At 70.2% G+C, this 24,264-nt stretch carries 24 protein-coding genes; 11 read left to right on the top strand and 13 right to left on the bottom strand.

The window, feature by feature from the left end; translation table 11 throughout:
• Positions 1-66 precede the first annotated feature (66 nt).
• Positions 67-957, top strand: a complete 891-nt coding sequence (locus OG588_RS38070) for a DUF2236 domain-containing protein (protein ID WP_405951182.1) — start codon at positions 67-69, stop codon at positions 955-957.
• 6 nt (positions 958-963) lie between these two features.
• Here the strand turns inward: OG588_RS38070 and OG588_RS38065 are convergent, their stop codons facing one another.
• The 9 genes from OG588_RS38065 to OG588_RS38025 form a co-directional block, all read right to left on the bottom strand.
• Entirely contained in the window at positions 964-1,482 is a 519-nt protein-coding gene (locus OG588_RS38065; protein ID WP_405951181.1) for a flavin reductase family protein, read from the bottom strand.
• Positions 1,483-1,550: 68 nt separating this feature from the next.
• Positions 1,551-2,942 (bottom strand): MFS transporter, encoded by a 1,392-nt coding sequence (locus OG588_RS38060; RefSeq protein WP_405951180.1) that lies wholly within the window; start codon positions 2,940-2,942, stop codon positions 1,551-1,553.
• A 100-nt stretch (positions 2,943-3,042) separates the two neighbouring features.
• On the bottom strand, positions 3,043-4,377 hold the full coding sequence (locus OG588_RS38055; RefSeq protein WP_405951179.1) for an NtaA/DmoA family FMN-dependent monooxygenase: 1,335 nt from the start codon (positions 4,375-4,377) through the stop codon (positions 3,043-3,045).
• A complete protein-coding gene (locus tag OG588_RS38050) occupies positions 4,374-5,033 on the bottom strand; it encodes a cysteine hydrolase family protein (RefSeq protein ID WP_405951178.1) in 660 nt (219 codons plus the stop codon). Before OG588_RS38050 ends, OG588_RS38055 begins: the two co-directional genes overlap by 4 nt.
• On the bottom strand, positions 5,033-6,094 hold the full coding sequence (locus OG588_RS38045; RefSeq protein WP_360080253.1) for an LLM class flavin-dependent oxidoreductase: 1,062 nt from the start codon (positions 6,092-6,094) through the stop codon (positions 5,033-5,035). The genes OG588_RS38050 and OG588_RS38045 overlap by 1 nt, the downstream gene beginning before the upstream one ends.
• 70 nt (positions 6,095-6,164) lie before the next feature.
• Entirely contained in the window at positions 6,165-7,274 is a 1,110-nt protein-coding gene (locus tag OG588_RS38040; protein ID WP_405951177.1) for an ABC transporter substrate-binding protein, read from the bottom strand.
• Positions 7,275-7,409: 135 nt separating this feature from the next.
• Positions 7,410-8,264 carry an ABC transporter permease gene (locus tag OG588_RS38035; protein WP_405951176.1) on the bottom strand — a complete coding sequence of 285 codons (855 nt, stop codon included), beginning with the start codon at positions 8,262-8,264 and terminating at the stop codon, positions 7,410-7,412.
• Positions 8,265-8,281: 17 nt separating this feature from the next.
• Positions 8,282-9,109 (bottom strand): ABC transporter ATP-binding protein, encoded by an 828-nt coding sequence (locus OG588_RS38030; RefSeq protein WP_405951175.1) that lies wholly within the window; start codon positions 9,107-9,109, stop codon positions 8,282-8,284.
• Positions 9,110-9,259: 150 nt separating this feature from the next.
• Complete coding sequence (locus tag OG588_RS38025) at positions 9,260-9,706, bottom strand: hypothetical protein (protein WP_405951174.1); 447 nt, start codon at positions 9,704-9,706, stop codon at positions 9,260-9,262.
• Positions 9,707-9,760: 54 nt separating this feature from the next.
• Between OG588_RS38025 and OG588_RS38020 the strand changes: the two genes are divergently transcribed.
• From OG588_RS38020 to OG588_RS37990, 7 genes are all read left to right on the top strand, one after another.
• Positions 9,761-10,462 carry a TetR/AcrR family transcriptional regulator gene (locus OG588_RS38020; RefSeq protein ID WP_405951173.1) on the top strand — a complete coding sequence of 234 codons (702 nt, stop codon included), beginning with the start codon at positions 9,761-9,763 and terminating at the stop codon, positions 10,460-10,462.
• 82 nt (positions 10,463-10,544) lie between these two features.
• Positions 10,545-11,156 carry a TIGR03086 family metal-binding protein gene (locus OG588_RS38015; RefSeq protein WP_405951172.1) on the top strand — a complete coding sequence of 204 codons (612 nt, stop codon included), beginning with the start codon at positions 10,545-10,547 and terminating at the stop codon, positions 11,154-11,156.
• A gap of 132 nt (positions 11,157-11,288) precedes the next feature.
• Positions 11,289-12,077, top strand: a complete 789-nt coding sequence (locus tag OG588_RS38010) for a DUF4142 domain-containing protein (protein ID WP_405951171.1) — start codon at positions 11,289-11,291, stop codon at positions 12,075-12,077.
• Positions 12,078-12,235: 158 nt separating this feature from the next.
• Entirely contained in the window at positions 12,236-13,591 is a 1,356-nt protein-coding gene (locus OG588_RS38005; RefSeq protein ID WP_405951170.1) for a DUF692 domain-containing protein, read from the top strand.
• A gap of 137 nt (positions 13,592-13,728) precedes the next feature.
• A complete protein-coding gene (locus tag OG588_RS38000) occupies positions 13,729-14,499 on the top strand; it encodes a DUF4142 domain-containing protein (protein WP_405951169.1) in 771 nt (256 codons plus the stop codon).
• 118 nt (positions 14,500-14,617) lie between these two features.
• Entirely contained in the window at positions 14,618-15,409 is a 792-nt protein-coding gene (locus tag OG588_RS37995) for a TIGR04222 domain-containing membrane protein (RefSeq protein WP_393031519.1), read from the top strand.
• Between the two features lie 134 nt (positions 15,410-15,543).
• The gene (locus OG588_RS37990) at positions 15,544-17,139 is read left to right on the top strand and encodes an alpha/beta hydrolase (protein WP_405951168.1); all 1,596 of its coding nucleotides are present in this window, start codon (positions 15,544-15,546) and stop codon (positions 17,137-17,139) included.
• A 76-nt stretch (positions 17,140-17,215) separates the two neighbouring features.
• On the opposite strand, the gene hemQ is transcribed toward OG588_RS37990, so the two are convergent.
• Together hemQ and hemG are read right to left on the bottom strand one after the other, a co-directional pair.
• The gene (gene hemQ, locus OG588_RS37985; protein ID WP_405951167.1) at positions 17,216-17,947 is read right to left on the bottom strand and encodes a hydrogen peroxide-dependent heme synthase; all 732 of its coding nucleotides are present in this window, start codon (positions 17,945-17,947) and stop codon (positions 17,216-17,218) included.
• Between the two features lie 4 nt (positions 17,948-17,951).
• Entirely contained in the window at positions 17,952-19,382 is a 1,431-nt protein-coding gene (hemG, locus tag OG588_RS37980; protein ID WP_405951166.1) for a protoporphyrinogen oxidase, read from the bottom strand.
• A 161-nt stretch (positions 19,383-19,543) separates the two neighbouring features.
• Here hemG and OG588_RS37975 point away from each other — a divergent pair, with 161 nt between their 5' ends.
• Positions 19,544-20,473, top strand: a complete 930-nt coding sequence (locus tag OG588_RS37975) for a DUF4349 domain-containing protein (RefSeq protein ID WP_405951165.1) — start codon at positions 19,544-19,546, stop codon at positions 20,471-20,473.
• A 27-nt stretch (positions 20,474-20,500) separates the two neighbouring features.
• A complete protein-coding gene (locus OG588_RS37970) occupies positions 20,501-21,901 on the top strand; it encodes an FAD-dependent oxidoreductase (protein ID WP_405951164.1) in 1,401 nt (466 codons plus the stop codon).
• A gap of 6 nt (positions 21,902-21,907) precedes the next feature.
• Here the strand turns inward: OG588_RS37970 and OG588_RS37965 are convergent, their stop codons facing one another.
• Positions 21,908-22,234 carry a hypothetical protein gene (locus OG588_RS37965; RefSeq protein WP_019063315.1) on the bottom strand — a complete coding sequence of 109 codons (327 nt, stop codon included), beginning with the start codon at positions 22,232-22,234 and terminating at the stop codon, positions 21,908-21,910.
• A gap of 125 nt (positions 22,235-22,359) precedes the next feature.
• Here OG588_RS37965 and OG588_RS37960 point away from each other — a divergent pair, with 125 nt between their 5' ends.
• A complete protein-coding gene (locus tag OG588_RS37960) occupies positions 22,360-23,184 on the top strand; it encodes a rhomboid family intramembrane serine protease (protein ID WP_405951163.1) in 825 nt (274 codons plus the stop codon).
• Between the two features lie 6 nt (positions 23,185-23,190).
• On the opposite strand, the gene hemE is transcribed toward OG588_RS37960, so the two are convergent.
• Positions 23,191-24,258, bottom strand: coding sequence for a uroporphyrinogen decarboxylase (gene hemE, locus OG588_RS37955; RefSeq protein WP_405951162.1), 1,068 nt, complete (start codon positions 24,256-24,258; stop codon positions 23,191-23,193).
• Between the last annotated feature and the right edge of the window lie 6 nt (positions 24,259-24,264).

Raw genomic sequence — 24,264 nt, 5'->3', positions numbered from 1 at the left:
GATCGTGGCATCGGACAGCCCCGCCGGAGCGTCCCCCTTCTGAAAGTCCGCGAGGGGGAACCGACATTGAGCCGTGGCTACCAGTGGGTCGACCGCGAACTGGCCCGGATGGACCCGGACACCGACTGGGAGCGGATGATCTCGCTCTACGTCGGCCACCGCGTCCCCGAGTTCGCGCTGGCGATGATGGTCTATCCGGGCACCATGCGCATGATGCAGCCGGGCTTCGGATCCGCCACCCTGGCCCACACCGGGAAGCTGGAGACGAGACCCCGGCGGCGTTTCGAGGACGGCAACGAGTTCCTGATGGCCTGGATGGTGGACGGCTTGTCGAGCGCCGCGGGCCGCAAGGCCGCCGACCGACTCAACCGTATCCACCTGGCCATCTCCCGCGGCACTCCGCACCTGCCCGGCAACTTCGACGACGTCGACGACTTCGTCTATCCCCTGGTCCTGCTGGCGACGTCCGCCGACCGTCTGGAGACCTCGCTGGGCCTGCCCGGTACGAGCGAGAGCATGAAGATCGCCTGGCATCGCTGGGCGCGGGCCCTCTTCCGACTCCTGGAGAGCGAGTCCGGCCCGCTGGCCGACGAGGCTTTCCCCGAGGACTGGGACGCGATGACCGAGTTCGCCTCGAAGTTTGAATCCCGGCCGTACGCGGCGACGGAGTCCGGCCACCGTGTCGCGACCGCGATGATGGAGTTCTTCGCCGAGCGCTGGTTCCCCCTCCCCTTACGGGCGTTCGGCAGGGATCTGACCCGGTATCTCGCCGGCGAGCGCGTCTGCCGGCTTCACCGGATCGGCTGGCTCTCCCCGCGCCGCGAGCGTGCCGTCCGCGCCTTCCTGAAGTCCGCGTTCCTCGTCCGGCGGCTGCTGCCCGACTACCGCAGACCGCTTCCCGAGCGGCTCCGGCGGACCCGGCGCGGGCCATCCGCCACAAGCCCCTCCCCAGGGTGAAGCGCCTCAACCACCCAGCATTTTCAACGTCCTTCGGTGCCACACCAACGGGCTCGTCTCATCGTCGGACCGCATCGCCAGCACCCGCAGCACGATGATGTCGTGATCGCCGGCCGGATAGCTGTGCTCGACGGTGCACTCCAGCCAAACCGGCGCGCCGTCGAGGAAGATCGCGCCGGATTCCGCCTCCACCGTGTGCAGGTCGGCGAACCGGCTTGCCTTGCTGCGGGAGCCGAGTTGGCGGGCCTTGTCTCCGTGGGCCTCGCCGAGGACGGAGATGCCGATCGCCGCCGCGCGGGACAGTACCGGCCAGGTCGTCGAGGTGTGTTGCACGGCGAAGGAGACCATGGGCGGGTTGTGGGAGACGCCGACGGCGAACGACGAGACGATCATGACGGTCGGGTCGCCGTGAACGCGCGCGGAGAGGGCCGCGACGCCCGACGGAAACCCGGAGAACGCCCTCGTGATCTCCCCGGGGTCCGAGGTGATGCCGTCCAGATTCCCCAGGCCTGCCATGCCTTCCATTGCCGTCATCGTGCAACCCCCGTCTGCATCAGGCTTCATGAGGTCTCATCAGCTTTCATCGGGCTTCATCAGGCGACTCCCGTGGGTAGTTGTGGCGCGGCGGCGGACACCGGCAGGGCTCCGTTGCCGGGAGGCTCGGTGCGGAGAAGTGCGCACGCCAGGAGGCAGAGCACTCCGACCGCCGCGAGCCCGCCGAGCGTCGTCGCGTACCCGTGCCCGGCCAGCAGAACCGCGCACACCGCGCTGCCGAGCACCGCACCAAGTTGCTTCATGGCGTTGAAGGTTCCGGACGCTGCCCCGACCTCGTCCGGGCGTACCGAGGTCACCGCCGCGATCGAAAGGGGCGACCAGACGAAGGAGTTGGCGACCCCGTACACCGCGAAGGTGGCGGTCAGGGCGGAGATCGAGGCGTCCGTCGCCACGAGCACCGCCGATGTCCCGATGGACAGGACGAGGGCGCCGGAGCCGATGACGGCGACCGCGCGGGACCCGATCCCGTTGTTGAGCCGGGCCGACACCGGTGCCCCCAACAGGCAGACCACGCCCATCGGTACGAGGGTGAGCGCAGCCGCGCCGGCATCGAGCCCGCGCTCCCGCTGGAGGTACAGCATCAGCGGGATCATCGCCGACCCCGAGCAGAAGGCCGCCGCGGCACCGGCCCAGGCCGCGACGACGAACCCCCGACTGCGCAACAACTCGACCGGCACCAGAGCACGTTGACCGTCCCGGCGCTGACCCCACACCACAGCGGCGACCACCACCACACCGGCGACGACGAGCAACCACCTCGGCACTCCAAGCACTTCACCACTCGCCGCGTCCGTGCCCTGGATGCCGATCACCAGCGCGCCGACCCCGCTCGCGTTCGCGCAGATCGCCCACACCGGGATACGCGCCTCCTGTCGCGGCAGGACCGGTACGAACACGGCAACGGCCACCAACGCGCCCACGCCGACAGGGACGTTGACCCAGAACACCGCGGGCCATCCCCCGGCGGCCACAAGGAAACCGCCCAACAGGGGCCCGACAGCCACCGCCGCTCCCCCGACCGCGCCCCACACCCCGAGCGCCACGGCGAGCCGCGGCGGCCGGAACAGGGCCTTGATGAGAGTCAGGCACTGCGGTGTCATCAGCGCGGCCCCGATGCCCTGCACCACCCGCCACGCGACAAGTGCCGTGATGGAGGCGGCAGTTGCGCACAGCAGCGACCCGGCCGTGAAGGCCGCGAGCCCGACCAGGTGAACCCGCCGATGACCGTACCGATCCCCCAGCCGCCCCGCGACGACCAACGGCACCGCATAGGCGATGAGATAGCCGCTGTTGACCCACATCGCGGCGGTCTCGTCGGCGTGCAGCCCGCTGATCAGGGACGGCAGCGCGACCGAGGTGATCGTGCTGTCCAGCAGCAGCATGAAGAACCCGGTGCACAGGCTGCCGAGCGCGAACCACTCGCGCCGCACGCGCGCACCCCCACCCCCATCCCCAACCCCAACCCCAACCCCAACCTCACCATCGCTCTCGCTCTCGCTCTCGCTCTCGCTCTCGCTCTCCGCGGGCATCTCAAACTGCCAGGTTCTCGCGGAGAGTTGCCCCCTGGTACGGCGGCGCGAGCGCACCCCGGCGGCGCAGTTCGGGGAGCAGCAGTTCGCTGATCCCGGCGAAGCCGGAGGGCATGGCCAGCGGGCTGGAGAACATGAAGCCGCCGCGTGATCCGGTCGCGGCGAAGTTCTCCTCCAACGCGTCGGCCACGGCGGCCGGTTCGCCGACGATGCTGTGGTCCAGGCCCGTCGCCCGCCCCCGTCCGTGGGCGAAGAACTCGCTACGGCTCATGGTGCGGTCGGCGCCGAACTCCGCGACGAGCGAGCCGACGATCCCGGCGGGGCTCGCGTTGGCCGCCGCCAACTCGTCGCGCAGTTCGCCCAGTTGGAAGGAGACCGGAAGCGTCGAGAAGTCGTAGCCGGCGTTGTGCGAGAGGTAGGTGGCGACGGCCTCCTCGTTCCAGAACTCGTGCACCGCCTCGCAGCGTGCCAGCGCCTCGGCCTTCGTGCGGCCGACGATCACCTGGGTGGCCCAGAGGATGCCGACGTGTTCCGGGTCCCGCTCCTCGGCGAGGAGCGCCTCGTCGAGCAGTTTGCGGTGGCGCTGCTGGCCGGCGAGGTTGCCGCCGAAGCCGAAGACGAGGTCGGCGAAGCGGGCCGAAGCGGCAATGCCCCGGGGCGAGTTGCCTGCCTGGACGATGAGCGGGTGGTACTGCGGCCCGGGTACGGACGCGAGCGGTCCCTTGACGGTGAAGAAGCGCCCCTCGTGGTCGATCGGGTGCACCTTCTCGGGGTCCGCGAACCGGCCCGTGCTCCGGTCGCGGACAATCGCGTCCGGTGCCACGGAGTCCCACAACGCCTTGCAGACGTCGACGAATTCCTCCATCCGCTCGTAGCGCAGGTCGTGGTCCATCAGTTCGGTGAACCCGTAGTTCGCCGCGTCCGCGCCGCGCGTGGAGGCGACCACGTTGAAGGCGATCCGCCCGCCGGTCACATGGTCGAGCGAGTTCAACAGCCGGGCCACGTAGAAGGGATGCATGAACGTCGAGGAGTACGTCAGCCCGAAGCCGACCTTCTCCGTCACCGTGGACATCGCGGCGATCACCGGCGCCATGTCGTGGCGCGGCCACTGGATCCCCCACTCGACGGCCGGTGCGATGCTGCCCCGCCAGGTGCTGGGGATGCCGCTGCCGTCGCCGAAGAACAGCAGGCCGACGCCCGCGCGTTCGGCGGTCTGCGCCAGCTCCATGAACATCCGGACGTCCGGGAAGTCCCGCCCGATCCAGGAGCCCTGTCGCGCCCAGGCGCCTTCGGTGTGGGTGAAGGAGAGGTCGTAGCCGATGTGCATTCCGGTCATCGCGCGGCCTTCTTCCACAGCTCGACCACTTCGTCGGCGTCGCTCAATACGGCCACGTTCAGGCCCAGTTGGAACAGGGCGGCGGCGTTGACGTGGTGGTCGTAGGCGGTCGTCGTGTCCTGCGGTACGACGACGGGCCAGTCGAGTTGGACGGCGTCCTGGGCGGTCGCGTACACGCAGCACTCGCTCGTCAGGCCCACGACGGTGAGCCAGTCGTGGCCGGCGGCGCGCAGCCGTGCGTCGAGATCGGTACCGAGAAAGCCGCTGTAGCCACGCTTGACGACGCGCAACTCCCCCTCTTCCGGCCGTATTTGATACCACTCGGCGCCGACCGTCCCCACCCGGCACGGCTCGTCCGGGCTCATGGGCGCGTCGTAGTCCCCCTCGCGCAGCCAGTTGCTCGACCGCCACGGACGCGCCGGGTCGCTGCCCAACTCAACCCAGACGACCGGCACTTCGGCGGCGCGCGCGGCGTCGACGAGGTCGGCGATACGGGTGACCGTCCGGTCGAGTGCGGCCAGCGCCGCGTCCGTCAGGCCGTACGCCCCGAGCCGGTCCGGATCGGCGAAGTCGCGTTGCACGTCGACCACGACGAGCGCGGGCTTGCTGAACGGCCCGGCAAGCTGGGCGAGTTGCCTGTCCCGCAAGTCGGACATCAGGCTGCCACCTCGTCGCGGGCGCGCAGCTCGGGCAGCACGGTCTCGCCGAACAACAGCATGTCCTCGTCGTACTCCGGGAAGATCAGCATGAGTCCGTCGAGGTCGGCCTCCCGCACGATGTACTCGATGTGCTCTGTGACCGTACGGGCGCTGCCGGCGACGTACGGCGTCTGGAAGGCGGCCTCCCCGTCGGCGCCGTCGGCCCACGCGCGGGCCTGGTCCGCAGGGACGCCCCAGGTGTGCCGCATATGGGCGAGCGCCTCGCGGTCGACGCCGACGCCCCACTCCTTCACCTTCTTGACGGCCAGTTCGTCGGTGTCGTCCTGGACAACGGTGAGCATCGAATACGTCTTGCACACACGGCCGTTGGCCTTGGCCCGCGCATGCACGTCCGCCGAGAGCGACCGCATGTCGTCGAGGCTGTCGGCCGCGAGAAAGGCGCCGTCGGCGTACCGGGCCTGGAAGCGGCGGGCGTCCTCGGACCGGCCCGCGCTGATGAGCGTCGGCCGGGTCGCGGGATGCGGACGGGACTCGCAGTCGACGAGGTCGAAGTACGGGGTGCCCAGGGTGACCGAGTCCTCGGTCCACAGCCGGGTGACCGCCTCCGTCCACAGCTCCGTCATCCGGTAACGGTCCTCGTGGCTCAACTCCGGGTCCCACTCACCGAATTGCTCAAACTCCCCCGCGTACGACCCGTTCACGATGTTCATACCGGCCCGCCCGCCGGAGATGTCCTGAAGCGTGGTGAGCATCTTCGCCGCGATCGCGGGATTGTGGACATTCGCGTGCAGCGTCGCCCAGATCTTGACCCGGCTGGTCGCCTCGGCGAGCGCCGCCATCATCGTCATCGACTCCAGCGAGCGGCCCCAGTGGTCCGTACTCCCGCCGAAACCACGCCACTTGGCCATCGACATCACGAAGTCGAGCCCGATGCTCTCCGCGTGCACGGCGGCACGCTTGTTGTACGCGTAGGTCGCCTCGGGATGCGGCGCGGTGGTGGACAGCATCCAGCCGCCGTTCCCGATGGGAAGGAAGATTCCATACTCTTTCGCGGGCACGTCACGGACCTTTCTACGGCTCTGCGGTTCTGCGTTCTACGGCTCTGCGGTTCTGCGCTTCTTTGCGTTCTTACGGCGCGGGCCAGACGAGCTTGTCGCCGCTGTAGATGTCCTTGACGAAGGAGGTGTCGAACCACCCCGTGGCCTTGGCGGCGGTCACACTGCTCGGCACGATCCTGAACTGGTGCAGCATGGCGACGAGTTGGGTGACGTTGGCGGAGTCGATCCCGCCCAGCGGCTGCCCCGGCGTCGGGTTCTCCTTGACGACCTGTGTCTCGGTCTTCCAGATCGTCGCGTTCAGCTTCTTGTCATAGGTCGGGCCGGACAACTTGGCCGCGTACCCGACGCATTCACTGATGTGCGCCTCACTGGCGGAGCAGTACGCGTACGCGTGCAGGGCGGCCCGGAGAATGTCCTCGACGGCGTGCGGATGCGCCTTGGCGAACGCCGGGTTGACCGCCATCGCGCCGATCGAACTCGGGATCTTGTAGTCGACCGGCTTCCACACGGTGACGTCCTTGCCGGCCGCCTTGAGCTGGTTGGGCTCGTTCGAGATGAACCCGGTGAGCGCTTCGAGGCCACCCTGCTTGCGCGGCAGCACCGAGGGGTCGTACCCCTCCTTGACCAACTTCAGCGAGTCCCACTTCACGCCCGCCTTGACCAGCATCGCCTCGACGGTGGCGGGGACATACCCCTTGTGCCCGACGACCTTCCCGTCCAGCTGGGTCAGATCGGTGATGTCCTTGTTGGTCATCAGAATGTCGAGCCCGGCATTCGAGTACGAGGAAATCCCCTTGATATCAATCCCGTTGGCCTGCGCCTGGATCAGATCCTGCTCGGAGATCGCGGACACGGTCGCCTGTCCCCCGGCGAGCAGCTTGGTGTTCTGCGCGGTGTCGCCACTACCGGGCTTGAGATCGACGGTGAGGCAAAGGTCCTTGAAGTAGCCGAGCTTGGCAGCGGCGATGTATTCGAGGATCGAGACCGAGGACTGGAACTGGTAGCCGGAGAGATACGTGATCTTCCCGGCGGCCTTGTTCTCAGCACACCGCTTCGCGGAGATGGCGGAACCTGCCGATCCGGCGGAGGTGCTGTCGTCCGAGCCGGAACCGCATCCGGCGACTCCGAGCACCAACACGGCGGCGACGAGGGTAGATCTGGTGAGGCGATAACGAGGCATGGGTGACTCCAAACTGGCTGTACGCCGGTGAGTTGAGCGCCCCGAAAGGGGCGCGGGGCTGTATCGATATGCGGCTCCGCCGCGCGGGCGCGACCAGCCCCCACCGGCCCGCAGATAACAACCGTGCTGTCAGGCTCAATCCGTACTGTCGTGCCAATGCAGCACACGCCGCTCAACGACAGTCACCGCAAGCAACAGCAACACGCCCATCACCGCAAGCACGAGGATCGAGGCGTAAACAACAGGGAGTTGATTCATCGAGGAGGCCACACTGATCGCGGTACCGAGCCCCCCGGTAGACCCGGACGCCGACATCTCCGCCACCACCGCCCCGATGATCGACAGCGGAAAGACAATCCGCAGCGCAGGAAAGAGATACGGCAGGGCATGAGGAATGCGCACGTGCCACAGCAACTCGACCCGACTCGCATCCATCGTCCGGTACACCTGCAACACCTGCTGCGGCACAGACCGCAACCCCGTAGCCGTGTTGATGAGAATCGGAAAGAAACAGATCAGCCCAGTGATGATCAGCTTGGGCATCGGCCCGAACCCGAAAGCCACGACAAGGGCCGGCGCGACAGCCACCAGCGGCGTGACATTGAGGACGACCGCGATCGGCATCACCGCCCGCCGCACCAACGGCAGTTCACTCGTCAGCACCGCGAGGACAAACGCGCCCACGAACCCCATCCCCAGCCCGGCCGTAGCCTCACCAAGGGTCACCAGCGCGTTGTGGACGTAGTAACCGAGTTCATCGGAGAGGGAGCTACCGACATCCGACAACGGCGGTAGCAGATAGGGAAGTTGTTCAGCCCCCCAATGCCAGAGCCCGCCAAGCAGCACCAGCATCACGACAAGCGGCAGCCACACGGCCGGCCGGATCCACGCGATCCGCGACCTCGGGTGCTTCAGGCTGAACCGGGACGGTTCGACGGGCGGAGGCGTCTTCGCCACCGGAGCGGTGGTGCGTTCGTCGGCGACGGTCATGTCCCTCACGCCCCCACTCACGCGGCCTCACTGCTCCACGCGCGCCGCAGCCGCTCTCTCACCAGGTCCTCGTACTCGTGGAACCGCCGTTCCCCGAAGAGCCGTTCACCGCGCGGCCGGGGCAGATCGACGTCGATACTCTCGACGATGCGGCCGGGGTTCGGCGCCATGACGACGACGGTGTCGGAGAGCCGTACGGCCTCGGAGACGGAGTGGGTGACGAACAGCACCGTCGTCCTCAACTCCTCCCACAGATCGAGGAGTTGGTCCTGAAGGCTCTCGCGGGTGAACTCGTCGAGCGCCGAGAAGGGCTCGTCCATGACCAGCACGTCGGGTTGCAGGCCGAACGCCCGCACGATCGCGGCGCGTTGGCGCATGCCGCCGGACAACTGGGCGGGAAGTTTGTGCAGGGCGTCGCCGAGACCGGCCTTGACGAGGAGTTCCTTCATGTCGGGGACGGCCGCGGCCTGCCGCTCGGCGAAGTCGGCGATGCGTTCACGCCGCTTGCCCGCACCCCGGTTGATCTTCTGCGGCAGCGTGACGTTGCGCAGGACGGACAGCCACGGCAGCAGCGCGGGGCTCTGCGGCACCAGGCCGATCATCTTGGCCGCGCAGGCGTCCGCCGGTGTCACCCCGTGCACCAACACCTCGCCGAGGTCCGGCTGTTCGAGGCCCGCGACGAGACGCAGCAGGGTGGACTTACCGCAGCCGCTGGGGCCGATGAGGCTGACGAAACGGCCCGACGGCACCGTCAGGTGGACGTCGTCGAGGGCCGTGGTGGCGGCGGACCCGAAGCCGTAGACCCGTCGTACCGACCGCAGTTCGAGTGCTGGCGTACCAGTCACCTTCACGCTCCCATCCATGTCGCGGGCACGAGTGCCCGATCCTGGAAGTCGGAGAGCGTGCGTAGCGAGTGCGACTGACTGCCACGCGGAAATCCGCTTAGGTGCCCCCGACCGTAGGAAGATTGTGTTTCGGGACAGCGCAGTTGACTGTTACGGGCGTTTTACGTCTGGCTTCGAAGAAGATCGGAGCGGAGCGACCGTGCTGCCGTCGAAGACGTGGATCTCGATCCCGAGGTCCGCCGCGGCGCGCGCCACCCAGCCGCCGAGGGCCTGCACGATCAGCTCGGTGACCAGCAGCACCGCGCGCTCGGCGGTCGGTACGGACTCCCGCAACCAGAGCAGTTTGAACATGTCCGCCATGACCTTGTTGCGGTAGGCCGGTTTGTACGCGCCCTGGTTGCCGACCAGTTGGACCAGTACGCGGCAGCCCGCGTCGATCCCCTCGACCTCGACCCGGCTGCCGTCGGGCAGCATGAGCGGCTTCGGCCGCAGCGGCGTACCGAGGTGGTCGCCGAGCGCGAGCAGCATGCGGCGCTCGACGGAACCCTCGGCGAACCGGCTCCACTCGGTGGGGGCGTCCAGGACGATCAGGTGCATCCGCCGCATCCTAGGAAGGGTGCGTTTCCCCTGTGTTGCTTAGGGTGGACCACCATGAGCGCAGGCGGAGCGACGAGGACGGCTGACGGGGATGCGGCTATGACACGACTCGACGGCCGGGTCGAGCGGGGCAACCGCACCCGGCGACTCGTCCTGCGCCGTACCGTCGACATCGCCTCCGTCGAGGGCCTGGAGGCGCTGTCCGTCGGCCGGTTGGCCACCGAGCTGGAGCTCAGCAAGAGCGGGGTGTTCGCCCTCTTCGGCTCCAAGCAGGAGCTGCAACTGGCCACCGTGCGCGAGGCCGCCCGCATCTACACCGAGAAGGTCATCCGGCCCGCCGCCGAACTCCCGGCTGGCGTAGGCCGGTTGTGGCGGCTGTGCGAGCTGTGGCTGGAGTACTCGCGGGGGCGGGTCTTCCCGGGCGGCTGCTTCTTCTACGAGGTCATCGCCGAGTTCGACGCCCGGTCCGGACCGGTGCACGACGCGGTGGTCGGCGCGCAGCGGGACTGGACGGCCCTCGTGGAGCGGACGGTCGCCGAGGCCCGGGACGCGGGCGAGTTGCGGGCCGACACCGACATACCCCAACTCGCCTTCGAGATCGTCGCATTGATGGAGACGGCCAACGTGGTCTCCGTACTGCACGACGAGGAGACCGCGTACCGCCGGGCCCGTGTCGGCATAGCGGCACGGCTGCGGGGCGCGGCCGTAACCCCTTCGGAAGTTCCTCAGGTACCTCAGGTCCCTCAAGTCCCGTGATCCGCACCGCATTTACATCTCCCTGGCACTTCGGCCGAAAACAAGTAGCACGACCGTTCGCACAGTTTTAGGCTCACATCCCATGACACCCACCGGAACGGATATCGTCGAGCTCGACCGGATCGCCGTGTACGAGGCGCTGCGCGTAGTGGAGTTGGCGCAGGAGGAGGACTGGGAGCGGGACACCCCCTGCGCGGGGTGGAACCTGCGGCGGCTCGTGGCGCACATGGCCGCGCAGCATCACGGGTTCGCGGCCGCCGCACGCGGGGCGGGCCGGGACAGGGTGTACTGGCGGGAGCCGGCGGACCTGAGCGAGCCGGCCCGGACGCACCGCGCGGCGGCCACCGCCGTCCTCGCCGCGTTCGCCGAACCCGGCGCCACCGAGCGGGAGTTCGCGCTTCCGGAGCTGGGCGCGAGCTTCCCCGGCCGGACGGCGATCGGCTTCCACTTCATCGACTACGTCGTCCACGCCTGGGACGTCGCCGCCGCCCTCGGCGTGGAACTCGACCTGCCGGACGACGTGTTGGACATCGCGCTGGTGGTGGCCCGACTGGTGCCCACCGAACCGGCCGTACGCGGACCGGAGTTCGCCTTCGCCCCGCCGCTCGCCGTACCGCCGGACGCCGGTCCGCTGGACGAGGCGCTACGACTGCTGGGCCGGACACCGGAGCACTGGCCGACGAAGAGCCGCTGAACTCGCTTCCTTTGCCTGCCCTTTGAGAGAACCTGCCCTCCCTTTGAACAAGGCGACATGCCCGCGCGTACCTCCTGGCACTGGCCAAGCGTCACTTTTCCAACGACCAGTTGGTTTCCCCGGGAGGCTCCCTTGCGTCGTATCAACGGTACGGCTGTGTTCATCGCGACCATCGTCGCCACCACCGGTGCGCTCGTCTTTCCCGTGTGGTCGTACGCCGACCGTGGGGGGACCGGGCAGGCGAACGTGGCGGCGGGCACCGTGAACACCGAGTGGGGGCCGTTGACGGCCGCCGACCGGGATCTGATCGTGCGGGTGCGGCTGGCCGGGCTGTGGGAGCTGCCGGCCGGGCAGCAGGCGATCGAGCGGGCGCCCAGCCAGGCGATCAAGGAGGCCGGGGACCATCTCATCGTCGGCCACACCGACCTCGACAAGCGGGTGCGGATCGTCGCTGCCCAGCTCAATGTCGCGCTGCCCAATGTGCCGAACGAGCAACAGCAGGGCTGGCTGCGGGAGATGAGCGCGGCGACCGGCACCGAGTACGAGTACAAGTTCGTCAACCTGCTGCGGGCCGCGCACGGCAAGATCTTCCCGGCCATCGGCGCCGTACGGAACAGCACGCGCAACACCCTCGTGCGGCAGCTGGCCTCGGACACCAACCAGACCGTGCTCGACCACATCACGATCCTGGAGAAGACCGGGCGGGTCGACTTCGACGCCATCGCCAACGGGATCGCGAACGCCTCGACCGCCAGCCCGACCGGCCCCGCCGCGCCGGTGCCCGGCCAGGTGGCGCCCTCGGCCCCCGTCGCCGAGGCGAGCCCGAACATCCGGACCACCTCCCGGCCGTCCCCGGCGGCCCCGGGCACGGTCAACACCGGCCGACCTGATCCGGTCGACTCGAACGGCGTGCTGGGCTAGACCTCGCCCCGGCCGCCCGAGTACTGGCCCCGAACCTCAAATGTTGCTCTGAAGGTGACGCGGCCGAGGTTCGGGGCCTTGCCCGTGGGTGATACCCCCGTCACACCGAACAGCGAACTTGTGGAGTTCATGGCTTGCCTGGAGAACGGGGACGGACGATGGAGCGACTGGGAACGGGCATCGGCTGGCGGCCGGAGATCGCGGACGCCGTGGAGCGTATGCCGGGCATCGACTGGGTCGAGGCCGTGGCCGAGAACGTCTGTCCCGGCCACCTCCCCGACTCGCTGATACGGCTGCGCGAGCGCGGCGTGACCGTGATCCCGCACGGTGTCTCCCTCGGCCTCGGCGGCGCCGACCGCCCCGACGAGGGCAGGCTGACGGCACTCGCCGAGCGGGTCGAGGCGCTGGGGGCGCCGCTGGTCACGGAGCACATCGCGTTCGTCCGCGCGGGCGGCCCGCTGACCGCCTCGCCGCTCCTGGAAGCCGGGCACCTGCTGCCCGTCCCGCGCACCCGGGACGCCCTCGACGTGCTCTGCGAGAACATCCGCATCGCCCAGGACGCGCTGCCCGTACCCCTCGCGGTCGAGAACATCGCCGCGCTGCTCGCCTGGCCGGGCGAGGAGATGACCGAGGGACAGTTCCTCTACGAACTGGCCGACCGCACGGGCGTACGGCTCCTCATCGACGTCGCGAACCTGCACACCAACCACGTCAACCGCGGCGAGGATTCGGCCAAGGCCCTCGCCGAACTGCCCGTCGAGGCCATCGCCTACGTCCATGTCGCGGGCGGCGTCGAACGCGACGGCGTCTGGCACGACACCCACGCCCACCCGGTCCCCGCCTCCGTCCTCGCGATCCTCACCGACCTGGCGTCCCGCGTCTCCCCGCCGGGGGTGCTGCTGGAGCGCGACGACAACTTCCCCGAACCGGCCTTGCTGGAGCGGGAGTTGGAGGCAATTCAGGGGGCGCTGACCAAGGGGTGGGCACGGTCGGCCGCGAGCAGGGTGCCCTCGCGGGAGGCGGCACCCACGCCCGAGACCGTCACCGCCTCTGCTCAGCCCACCCCTCCCACTCCCCCGGCCGTACGGCAGTCCTCCGACTGCGCCCGTCAACGCCTCGCCCTCGCCCAGACCGCCCTGCTCTCCGCCCTGGTCGCCGGGACGCCCGTCCCCGACGGGTTCGACCGGATGCGGCTCGGTGTGCAGGCGCGGGCGCTCGGGGTGAAGCGGGCCGATGTCGTGGCCAAAGTGGCTCCCGAACTGCCGGTGATCCTCGGGGAGTCGTACCGGCCGGCCTTCCTCGCGTACGCGCACTCGCACCCGATGACCGGCGGTTACCGGCGTGACGCGCTGGACTTCGCCGGGCAGTTGCTGCTCTCGGGTGGGCCCGAGGACGTCGGGGCGCGGCGGGAGCTGCGGGAGTGGTGGCTGGAGCGCTCGGGACCCGCGCCGCGTTCGACGCGGCCCGCGGTCCGGCTCGCCCGCGCCACCCGGCGGGTGCTGCTGCGGCGTTGAGGGGGCGACCACGGGCGGGCGGCGGCGCTGACGTGGGGCCTTGGAAGGTGACAGTGACTCCACAGTAATATTGCGGTTCCGCACGAGAAGCGCACGAAAAGCACACTCACGTGCGGTGCCGTAACAGGAGGCACCCCATGCGACCGCGACCCCCCGTACAGGGCCGAGGCATATTCAGTGGCACCGGCGTCATCGTCATCGGCCTGACCGCGACCCTGGCCGCGTTGATCTTCCCGGTCTGGTCCTATGCCGACCGGTCCGGGACGACCGGTGCCAGCGTGCTCAGCGACCAGACCGTGACCACGCAGTACGGGCCGTTGTCCGCGCTGGACCGGGACTTCGTCACCAAGGTCCGGCTGGCCGGGCTGTGGGAGCTGCCGGCCGGGCAGCAGGCCGAGGAGAAGGGCACGACCGCTGCCGTGCGGACGGCGGGTCAGCACCTCATCGACGGGCACACGTTCCTCGACGAGCGGGTGCGCGACGTCGCCGCCCGGCTCGGGCTGCCGCTGCCGAACCAGCCCAACGCGCAGCAACAGCAGTGGCTCGCCACGCTGAACGCGGCGCAGGGCGTGGACTTCGACCGCGAGTTCGCCAACATCCTGCGTCTCGCGCACGGCAGGGTGTTCACGGTGGTCGCGCAGGTCCGCGCCACCACGCAGAACTCCCTGGTCCGCGCCCTCGCCGACGACGCGAACACGACCGTCCTGGACCACATCAAGGTCCTGGAGGCCACCGGTTACGTCGACTTCGGCGCGCTGGCCCGGGACATGGCGGCGTCGAGCTCGCCCGTACCCAGCGTCTCCGCCGCGGCCGACCCCGGCCAGGTCGTCCCGCTGGCCCCGTCGGTCGCCCCGACCTACGCGCTCCCGTCGGCCGCCTCCAGCCCACCGGCGCCGAACCAGCCGTAGACCTGTTTTCGGCCGTGGTTCGTTTCCGGACATTCGGAACGTCACATACCGACAACGCTCCGTCCGGATTGTGAACAAGGCATGGCGTCGCACTGGGCCTTTGGCATAGAAATTTGGCATGTTCTGGGTCCTCCTCCTGCTCCTGGCCTGGGCCGTCGCCGGCACGGCGTGCACGCGGCTGTGCCTGGCCGCCGTCAGAGCGGCGGCCGTCGACGCGGACGACGCGGGCCAAGGACACGATCTGACGCTCTACGAGGCGGCGTTCCTGTCCGGCGGTCCCGCGCGGGTCGCCGATCTGACGCTCGTCTCCATGGCGCGGCAGCACCGGCTGCTGCTCGCGCACACCGGCTGGGCGACCGTCGTCGACCCGCGCGGCCGGGACGCCATCGAGCGGTCGGTGATAGGCGCCATAGGGCCCGAGGGGCAGTCCAGGATCGGCCCGGTGCGGGCCAACGCGGCGGCCACGGACGCGGTGCGCGACGTCGCGGTCCGGCTCGTCGACGCGGGTCTCGCCGTACCGGACGGGAGTGGTACGACCGTTGCGGCGGGGGTGCGGCAGGTGCGGGGCGCCGCGCTCGTCGTGCTCGCGCTGGGCGCGATCGCGCTGCTGACGCCGGGGGCCGAGATGCCGCGGGGGCTGGTCGCGCTCTGGTTCGGGCTGCCGCTCGCCCTCACGCTGAGCTGTCTGGCCATCGCGCGGGTCGAGGTGCACCCGTACTCGCGCTGGGCCTCCCCGGCCGGTCAGCGGCTGCTGGGCACGCTTGCGCGGCACGCGGGCAGCGGGGACGACCGTACGTATCTGACGTCCGTCGCCGTACGCGGCATCCGCGCGGTCGGTGAGCCGGATCTGCGGGCGGCCTTCGCGCATCGCGAGCAGTACCGCGAGCAGTTCGACGAGTGGCGCCGCTGACCACAGCGTGAAGGCGCTCCCCGGGGGCGCACAGGGGTCATTGGGGCCGACACCGCCCGACGGTGCTTGCCTTCGTCAACAAGCGAACGAAACATCCCCTTTGTTGCTGCCGTGCTCCGAAGGGATACCCCACCATGCGAGCCGCCGCCCTGTACTCGGCCGCCGGGTCCTTGCTGCTGACCACCCTCGCCGCCGCCCCGGCCACCGGCACCCCGGGCGTTCCCGGCGTCCGGGCCGCCGAGGCGACCGGCACCGCGCTGGCCGCCGCGCACGCCCGCGCGCGGGGCATCGACTTCGGGAAGTGCCCCGACGCGCAGGACCTGCCCGGCACCATGGAGTGCGGCACGGTCTCCGTCCCGCTCGACTACGCGCACCCCGACGGCAAGCAGATCAAACTGACCGTCGGCCGGGCCCGCGCGACCCACAAGGACCCGCACAACAGCAAGCGCAGAGTCCCCCGCCAGGGCTCCCTGGTCTACAACCCGGGCGGCCCCGGCGCCTCCGGCCTCTACTTCCCGCTGATCGGCATGCTCCCCGAGTGGAAGCGCATCGCGTCGGCCTACGACCTCGTCGGCTACGCCCCGCGCGGGGTCGACAAGTCGGCGCCACTGTCCTGCGAGGACCCCAAGCACTTCTTCAAGGCGCCCTCGCAGTCGCCGACTTACCCCTCCGAGTCGTACAAGAAGGAACGCATCGCCGAGGCCAAGAGCTACGCACGCGGCTGCGCCAAGCGCTCCGGCAGCAAGCTCCGCTTCTACAACTCCCTGAACAACGCCCGCGACCTGGACGTCCTGCGCGCCGCGCTGGGCGAGGACAAACTGACGTTCATGGGCGCGTCCTACGGCACCTACTTCGGAGCGCTGTACGCGACGCTGTTCCCGTCCCACGTACGGCGGATGGTGTTCGACTCGGCGGTGAACCCGGACCCCGAGCAGATCTGGTACCGCAACAACCTCGACCAGTCGGCCGCGTTCGAGGGCCGCTGGACGGACTTCCGCGAGTGGATCGCCAAGCACGACGACGTCTACGGCCTCGGCGACACGGCGGAGAAGGTGCTCGGCAACTACCGCAAGGCCGAGGCGCGGCTCGCCGAGAAGCCCGCGGGCGGGAAGGTCGGTCCTGCGCAGTTGCAGGGCGCGATCCTGTCCGCCGGGTACTACGACGACTACTGGCCGCACAGTGCCGCCGCGTTGTCGTCGTACCTGAAGGGCGACCCGAAGCAGTTGATCCAGCAGGCCGGGCCGACGCCGGGGGCGGCCGTCGAGGCGGAGAACGGGAACGCGGTGTACACGGCCGTAGAGTGCAATGACGCGGCCTGGCCTACCGAGTGGAGTGTCTGGGACCGGGACAACACGCGGCTGGCGCGGGTGGCGCCGTTCGAGACGTGGGACAACGTGTGGATGAATCTGCCGTGCGCGTACTGGCCCGCGCCGCGTCAGCAGCCTCTCGATGTGCGGACCGGGCCTGGTGAGTTGCCGCCGGTACTCATTCTTGCTGCCGAGCGGGACGCCGCGACTCCGTACGACGGGGCGCTTGAGTTGCAACGGCGCCTGTCCGACTCGGTGTTGGTGACCGAGCGGGATGCCGGGACTCATGGGATCGCCGGTGGGGCCAACAAGTGCGTCAACGGGTATCTGGACGCTTACCTGCTGGAAGGGCGGTTGCCGGAGCGGCGGGCTGCTTGTGCGCCGCATGCTGAGCCGAAGGCTGCGCGACCGGGCAGTAAGTAGTCTGCCGCCCGGTGGGGGCTGGTCGCGCTCACGCGGCGGAGCCGCATATCGACACAGCCCCGCGCCCCTAAAAGAACTACGCCAGGCCTGCTACCAAGTCAGCGATGTCCTTGCGGCGGCCCGTGTAGAAGGGGACCTCCTCGCGGACGTGCATGCGGGCCTCGGAGGCTCGGAGGTGGCGCATGAGGTCGACGATGCGGTGGAGTTCGTCGGCCTCGAAGGCCAGGAGCCATTCGTAGTCGCCGAGGGAGAAGGACGCGACCGTGTTGGCGCGGACGTCCGCGTAGCCGCGGGCCATCTTGCCGTGGTCGGCGAGCATGCGGCGGCGGTCCTCGTCGGGGAGCAGGTACCAGTCGTAGGAGCGCACGAACGGGTACACGCTGATGTAGTTGCGCGGCGTCTCGTCGGCCAGGAAGGCCGGGATGTGCGAGCGGTTGAACTCGGCGGGGCGGTGCAGCGCCATGTTCGACCAGACCGGCTCCAGGGCGCGGCCCAGCTTCGTGCGGCGGAAGAGGTTGTACGCCTCCTGGAGCTGGTCGGCGGTCTCGGCGTGCCACCAGATCATGAGGTCGGCGTCGGCGCGCAGGCCCGACACGTCGTACGTGCCGCGGACCGTGACGTCCTTCGCGGCGAGCTGGTCGAAGAGCTCCTGGACCTCGTCGGCGTATCCCGCGCGGTCCTCAGGCAGTACGTCCTTCAGCTTGAAGACGGACCACAACGTGTAGCGGATGGCCTCGTTGAGGTCCTTGGCCAGCTTGCCCTTGTTCGGGACACGGCCGGGCTCGGTGGTGGGGGCGTCGTCGCTCATGGGGCTATTCTCCCGCTCCGCCGGAGGCGCTCGGCACCGGGTCACCGGTCAGCCGCTCGACGGCCGCGTACGCGCTCGCGATGGTGGCCGGGATGCCGACACCGTCGTAGGCCGCGCCGCAGACCGCCAGGCCGGGGAGTTTGCCCACGTGCTCGCGGATGCGGGTCACGCGCGCGTGGTGGCCGACCGGGTACTGGGGCAGGCCGTCGGTCCAGCGGGTGACTCGGGTTTCGAGGGGCGTGGCGTCGAGGCCGGTGGCCTCGCGCAGGTCGTGCCGGGAGACGTCCACGAGGCCGGTGTCGTCGCGCTCCAGGATCGTCGTCTCGCCGTACCGGCCCACCGAGGTGCGCAGGATCAGCACGTCCGGGTTCTCGTCGGCGATCCAGCCCCACTTCTGGGAGGCGAAGGTGGACGCCTTGATGGTGCGGCCGTCGACCGGCGGCACCAAGAAGCCGCTGCCTTCGGGGAGTTCGATGTCCGCGCGGCGGTAGGCGAGGGTGATCAGGGCCATCGACGCGTACTCGACGGCGCCCAACTCGGCGGCGGCGCCCGGCGCTTCGGGCCGCAGCAGCTCGGCGGCGACCGGGGCGGGTACGGCGACGATCACTCCGTCGGCGTCGAGCACGCGGTCTCCGGCGACGACCTGCCAGCCCGAGGCCCCGCTCCGGCGCAGCTCCGTGACCGGTGTCCCGGTGAGGATCTCGGCGCCCCGCGCGCGTGCCGACTCCGCGACGGCGAGCGGGAGTTGGCCCACTCCGCCCTGGATGCCCATGAAGACGGGGCCGGTCTGCTGTGCGGCGGCGGCGCGCTCCTGGATGCCCCGGACGGCCTCGGTGAGGGAGTCGTGGGTCTTCGCGGCCTGGTACAGCTGCGGGACCGCGGCGCGCATCGAGATGCGGTACGCGTCGCCCGCGTAGACCCCGCCCAGGAGGGGCTCGACGAGGCGGTCGACGACCTCGCGGCCGAGGCGTGCCGCCACGTACTCGCCGACCGCGACATCGTCGCCGACCTCGGTGCGGGGCAGATCGGCGTCGCGCTCGATGCGGTGCAGGCCCTCGTCCGAGAGGACTCCGGAGAGGGCGGCGGCGGTGCCGGGGACGCCCATGACGTGGCCCTTGGGCATGGGGCGCAGGGCACCCCGGGTCCAGATCGACGCGGTGGCCGTGGCGGGCGGCTGGAGCCTGTCGGTGAGGCCGACCTCGCGGGCCAGGGCGACGGCCTCGGGTCGGCGGGCCAGCATCGACTCGGCGCCGAGGTCCACGCGGGCGCCCGCGATCTCGCCGGGCAGCAGCTTGCCGCCGACCCGGTCCGACGCCTCGACGACGGTCACGCGCGCGCCTCTGTCCAGCAGCCGGTGTGCGGCGGCCAGCCCGCCGATCCCGGCGCCGATGACGACGACATGCCCTGTGCCCGTACGGGTCTCCACTTCGTGCATGTTCCCAGCCTCTCAGACCCCACGGACAGTCCGGCTCCGGCCCGGTGTCCGGTGCGAGTCCCGACCGTGACCGCATCGGGACCGTTTCCCGCCAACGTCCCGCCCGGTCCCGGCGTCGAAGGAGCGTCAGTCGTCACGACGACCCTCGGGGGTACCGACCCATGCGCACACGACACTCCGCACGACCCGTCCAGGCCCTGGCCGGTCTGCTGCTGGCCTCGGCGCTCGCGCTGGCCGGGTGCAGCGGCGGCGAGAGCGACAAGAGCACCAGCGCCGGCGATGTCGGCGCGGGCGCCAAGGCAGCCGTCCCGGACACCGCCCAGCAGGAGGGCGCGTCCGGCAGCGGCAACGCCAGGAACACCAAGACGACGCCCAAGCTCACCGCGAGCAGCATCATTCGTACGGCGTCCTTGTCGGTGCGGGTCAAGGACGTACCGAAGGCGCTCGACGAGGCGCGGACCACCACCGAGAACGCGGGCGGGTTCGTCGGCAACGAGTCGACCAGCCGCGACGGGCAGGGCCACGAGCGCACCCGGGTCGTCCTGCGGGTGCCCACCGAGAAGTACGACGAGGTCCTCGCCGATCTGGAGGGCGCGGGCAAGCTCCTGGAGCGGACCGCGAAGGCTCAGGACGTCACCGATCAGGTCGTGGACGTGGAGAGCCGCATCACCTCGCAGCGGGCCAGCGTGGCACGCGTGCGTGAGCTGATGGACCGGGCCACCAAGCTCAGCGATGTGGTGGAGCTGGAGGGCGAGCTGAGCACCCGCGAGTCCGACCTGGAGGCGCTGCTCGCCCAACAGGCCTCCCTGAAGGACCGCACCGGCCTGGCCACCATCACCCTGTCCCTGTCGCAGACCCCGGTCGCGAAGGCCGCCGCCAAGGACGACAGCCCCGGCTTCGTGGACGCCGTGGCGGGCGGCTGGCACGTCTTCGTGACGATGCTGCGCTGGATCGCCCTGGCGCTCGGCGCGGTGCTGCCGTTCGCGGCCCTGGCGGCGCTGGCCCTCGTCGTGTGGCTGCGTCTCGTACGGCCGCGTCGGGCCGCGGCCGTTCCGGCGGCCCGGCTGGAGGAGTCGGGTGGGCAGGACTGAAATGACCGGCCCCCGTAGCGTGTTCGCATGGACATGAGCCGTGCGAGGGGTACCCGGGAACGACTGGTCGTCATCGGAGGCGACGCCGCGGGCATGTCCGCGGCGTCGCAGGCACGTCGCCTGAAAGGGCCGGACGAACTGGAGATCGTGGCCTTCGAGCGCGGCCACTTCACGTCGTACTCGGCGTGCGGCATCCCCTACTGGGTGGGCGGTGACGTGTCCGCGCCGGAGGAGTTGATCGCCCGCACCCCCGAGGAGCACCGGGCGCGTGACATCGACCTGCGGATGCGGACCGAGGTCGTGGAGCTGGACGTCGCGGGCGGCCGGGTACGCGCGCGTGACGTCGATTCCGGGGCCGAGTCCTGGACGTCGTACGACAAACTCGTGATCGGGACCGGGGCGCGGCCGATCCGGCCCGACATGCCCGGGGTGGACGCCCCCGGGGTGCACGGGGTGCAGACGCTCGACGACGGGCAGGCGTTGCTCGATTCGCTGGCACGCACGCGTGGGCGTCGGGCCGTGGTGGTCGGGGCCGGGTACATCGGGGTCGAGATGGCGGAGGCGTTCGTCAACCGCGGGTATGACGTGACCGTCGTCAACAGGGGCAAGGAGCCGATGTCCACGCTCGACCCGGACATGGGGCGGCTGGTGCACAAGGCGATGGAGGGCCTGGGCATCACCATGGTCAACGAAGCCCATGTCACCGAGCTGCGCACCGGGGACGACGGGCGAGTGCGGGCGGTGGTCACCGAGGACGCGGAGTATCCGGCGGACGTGGTGGTGCTGGGGATCGGGGTGCGGCCCGAGACGAGGCTCGCTAAGGCGGCCGGGCTGCCGATCGGACAGCACGACGGGCTGCTCACCGACATGGCGATGCGGGTGCGCGGGCACGAGAACATCTGGGCCGGGGGCGACTGCGTCGAGGTCCTCGACCTGGTCTCCGGGCAGGAGCGGCACATCGCCCTGGGGACCCACGCCAACAAGCACGGGCAGGTCATCGGCACCAATGTGGGCGGCGGCTACGCGACCTTCCCGGGGGTGGTCGGTACGGCCGTGAGCAAGGTGTGCGACCTGGAGATCGCGCGTACCGGACTGCGCGAGAAGGACGCCCACCGCGCGGGGCTGCAGTACGAGGCGGTCACCATCGAGTCGACCAGCCGCGCGGGCTACTACCCCGAGGCCTCCCTCATGACGGTGAAGATGCTCGCCGAACGCCGCACCGGCCGTCTCCTGGGCGTGCAGATCGTCGGCCGGGAGGGCGCCGCGAAGCGTGTCGACATCGCGGCGGTCGCCCTCACGGCCCGGATGACGGTGGAGCAGATGACGGCCCTGGACCTGGGTTACGCCCCGCCGTTCTCACCGGTCTGGGACCCGGTCCTGGTGGCGGCCCGAAAAGCGACCGCCAAGGTCCGGGCGACCGGGCGTTGAGAGTGGTTACGCCGTTCCGTTGATGCGGTCTATGGCCTGCCGTGCCTGCTCGGCCGGCGGCCTGGCGGGCAGCGAGGACACCGACGCGCTCGGCGGCATCATCGCGGCGGGCTGTGCCGCCGTCGCGGGCTTCGCGTGGGCGCCCAGCGCGTTGGACCGCAGCCGGTTGCTCACCGCCTCGTCCAGGGTCACCGGCCGCTGCATCTGCGCGGCCAGGCGTCCCGCTTCCTGGCCGAGCCTGGCGACGTCTTCCCAGGGGAGGCGCACCACCAGGGAGATCTCGGCCTCGCCGTCGGGCGTGGCGGTCATCTGAGGGGAAATCCGGTCGTTCATCGCCTGTTCCTCACGTCGTCCCCGCGACACGCCTTCCCCGCGCCGCAGGCGGTTGAGGACTCATACGCACAGGCGGACGGCGGTGTTCACCGGTTCACCGCGCGGATCGGGGGCACTAATCCCTTGTGGTCATCCCCGTCCATGACGTGAACCCGGTGCGCCGCACCCCCTGGGTGACGTATGCGCTCATCGCCGCGAACGTGCTCGTCTTCCTGTTCACGCCCGGAATAGCGGGTTCCGTGGCGGGCGGCAGCGACCTCTCGCAGCTGTGCCATCTGCAGGCGTTCCTGGACCACTACGCGGCCGTACCGCGGGAGTTGATCCACCATCAGATGCCCCAGGTCGTCCCGACCGGCGCCGTCCAGGCCGGCCCCGGTGGCGCGGGCTGCGCCGTGGGCCCGCCGGCCTACGACAAGTCGGCCCCGCTGAGCGTCTTCACCGCGATGTTCCTGCACGGCAGCTGGATCCACCTGCTGGGCAACATGCTGTTCCTGATGATCTTCGGCAACAACGTCGAGGACCGCATGGGCCACATCCGCTACACGCTCTTCTACGTAGTGTGCGGTTACGCGGCGGGCTACGGCTTCGCGCTGCTCAACGCCGACTCGACCGACCCGCTGATCGGCGCCTCCGGGGCGATCGCCGGTGTCCTGGGCGCCTATCTGGTGCTGTACACGAAGGCCCGGGTGTGGGTCCTGGTGCCGTTCCTGTTCTTCCTGCCGCTGCGCCTGCCGGCCTGGCTGGTGCTGGGCTTCTGGTTCGTGCTCCAGGCGTTCTACTCGTCCGGCGAGGGCGTCTCCGACGCGGGCACCGTGGCGTACGCGGCGCATGTCGTCGGGTTCCTGGCGGGCATGCTGCTGGCCTGGCCGCTCAAGGCGGGCACGCCCCCGCCGCCGGAACCGCGCGGCCTGCTGTTCGGCAGGCGGGCCCGGCCCCGGCACACGTGGTGAGCGCGCCTATCGGCCCGTCTGCGTGTGGACGTACTCGACGAGCCGGGTGAGCGCGTCCGGGTCGGTGGACGGCATCACGCCGTGCCCGAGGTTGAAGATGTGCCCCTCCAGGCCCTTGGCCGAGTCGAGGACCTCGCGGGTCTTCGCCTCGACGGCCTCCGTGGGGGCGAACAGGACGGTCGAGTCGAGGTTGCCCTGGAGCGCCTTGCCGGGGCCGACGCGACGAGCGGCCTCGTCCAGCGGGACGCGCCAGTCGACGCCCACGACGTCCGCGCCGGCCTCACCCATCAGGCCGAGCAGCTCGCCGGTGCCGACACCGAAGTGGATGCGCGGGACGCCGTAGCCCTCGACGGCCTTGAAGACCTTCGCGGAGGCGGGGAGCACCGAGCGGCGGTAGTCGACCGGGGCGAGCGCGCCGGCCCAGGAGTCGAAGAGCTGGACGGCGCTGGCACCCGCCTCGATCTGGACCTTGAGGAAGGCGGCCGTGATGTCGGCGAGGCGGTCGAGGAGGTCGGCCCAGAGCTCGGGGTCGCCGTACATGATCGCCTTGGCGTTCTCGTACGTGCGGGACGGGCCGCCCTCGATGAGGTAGCTCGCGAGGGTGAACGGGGCGCCGGCGAAGCCGATGAGGGGGGTGGAGCCGAGCTCGGCGGTCAGCAGGCCGATGGCCTCCGTGACGTAGGAGACGTCCTCGGGGGTGAGGTCGCGGAGCTGGGCCAGGTCGGCGCGGGTGCGGATCGGCTTCTCGACGACCGGGCCGACGCCGGGCTTGATGTCGAGGTCGATGCCGATGGCCTTGAGGGGGACGACGATGTCGCTGAAGTAGACCGCCGCGTCCACGTCGTGCCGGCGCACCGGCTGGAGGGTGATCTCGGTGACCAGCTCGGGCCGCGTGCAGGACTCCAGCATGGGGATGCCCTGACGCACCTTGTGGTACTCCGGCAGCGAGCGCCCGGCCTGCCGCATGAACCACACCGGCGTGTACGGGACGGGCTCGCGCCTGCACGCCTTCATGAAGGCGGAGTCGTAAGTGGCGGTCTGCTGCTGGCCCGCGGGGCTCTGGTTGGCACTCACGGGGGC

The sequence above is a fragment of the Streptomyces prunicolor genome (genome assembly GCF_045162825.1).
GTDB lineage: Bacteria > Actinomycetota > Actinomycetes > Streptomycetales > Streptomycetaceae > Streptomyces > Streptomyces prunicolor.
Note: the sequence above shows the minus strand (reverse complement) of the source record. Positions and strands in the feature narration are given on the sequence as shown.